The sequence below is a fragment of the Terrisporobacter mayombei genome (assembly GCF_020748465.1).
GTDB lineage: Bacteria > Bacillota > Clostridia > Peptostreptococcales > Peptostreptococcaceae > Terrisporobacter > Terrisporobacter mayombei.
The window spans coordinates 1-528 of the sequence record NZ_JAHZMP010000101.1 but is presented as its reverse complement, the minus strand read 5'-3'; the positions used below and the strand labels follow the sequence as shown (position 1 = coordinate 528).

Sequence of the window (528 nt, the reverse complement as noted above, 5' to 3'; positions counted from 1 at the left end):
CTGCGTGACATGGTTGGCGAGAAGGTACGTAGTAAGCCTCGTTATCGTTGCCAGAAATGTGGTTTTACCGCATACACCCTCTACTGGCATTGTCCGTCTTGTCGGGCCTGGTCAACCATTAAACCGATTCGCGGTCTTGATGGCCTGTAATTTTTAAAAAAAATCCGACTTTAGTTACAACATACTAATTATTAATGTTCCATTGTGCTCCGGCAACGACGGCGCAGAAAAAGCCTGCCAGAGGAGAAATCGCAACTGTTAATTTTTTATTTCCACGGGTAGAATGCTCGCCGTTTCCCTGTTTCGCGCCACTTCCGGTGCCCATCATCAAGAAGGTCTGGTCATGACGTTAACTGCTTCATCTTCTTCCCGCGCTGTTACGAATTCTCCTGTGGTTGTTGCCCTTGATTATCATAATCGTGATGACGCGCTGGCCTTTGTCGACAAGATCGACCCACGCGATTGTCGTCTGAAGGTCGGCAAAGAGATGTTTACATTGTTTGGGCCACAGTTTGTGCGCGAACTTCA

At 47.7% G+C, this 528-nt stretch carries 2 protein-coding genes; both read left to right on the top strand.

The window, feature by feature from the left end; translation table 11 throughout:
• Positions 1-9 precede the first annotated feature (9 nt).
• Positions 10-150, top strand: coding sequence for a hypothetical protein (locus K0039_RS24885; protein ID WP_369073753.1), 141 nt, complete (start codon positions 10-12; stop codon positions 148-150).
• A gap of 193 nt (positions 151-343) precedes the next feature.
• A partial coding sequence (locus K0039_RS24880) for an orotidine 5'-phosphate decarboxylase / HUMPS family protein (protein ID WP_228106803.1) occupies positions 344-528 on the top strand: 185 nt, incomplete at its 3' end.